Here is a 420-nt window from a genome sequence, read left to right as displayed (position 1 = left end):
GTCCCGGGCGACGGCGAGTACGGCAAGGCCATGAGCCGCAGCGTCGACTTCGGCGCGTGGTGGTCGTACTCGTTCGCCCGCACGGGCGGCCTCGAGCTCGACGAGTCGATGGCGTGGGCGGTCGAGCGGCACCTGTCGACCCCCGGCGACCTGCGCACGACCGGGTTCGTGCACCGGCGCGACCACCAGCTGTTCGCCGCGGCGTACGAGGACCCGCGCTCGGGCGTCATGGGCGGCGAGGCCCCCACGACCTTCCCGCGGTGCACGGGCCCGCTCACCTACACGGGCCACGACGCCGTCGCGTCCGACGTCGCGAACCTGCGCGCGGGCCTGACCGCCGCGGGGGCCACGGACGGGTTCGTCACCGCGATCGCGCCCGGCTCGGCGGCGCGCCTCACCAACGCCCACTACGCGACCGAC

At 75.7% G+C, this 420-nt stretch carries 1 pseudogene; it reads left to right on the top strand.

The features are described from left to right. Positions 1-420, top strand: a pseudogene (locus AEA42_RS22605) (epoxyalkane--coenzyme M transferase); the annotation flags it as partial.

The sequence above is a fragment of the Shewanella sp. Sh95 genome, from assembly GCF_001308045.1.
Classification (GTDB): domain Bacteria; phylum Pseudomonadota; class Gammaproteobacteria; order Enterobacterales; family Shewanellaceae; genus Shewanella; species Shewanella xiamenensis.
The sequence above is the reverse complement of the archived record's forward strand: the minus strand, read 5'-3'. Positions and strand labels throughout refer to the sequence as shown.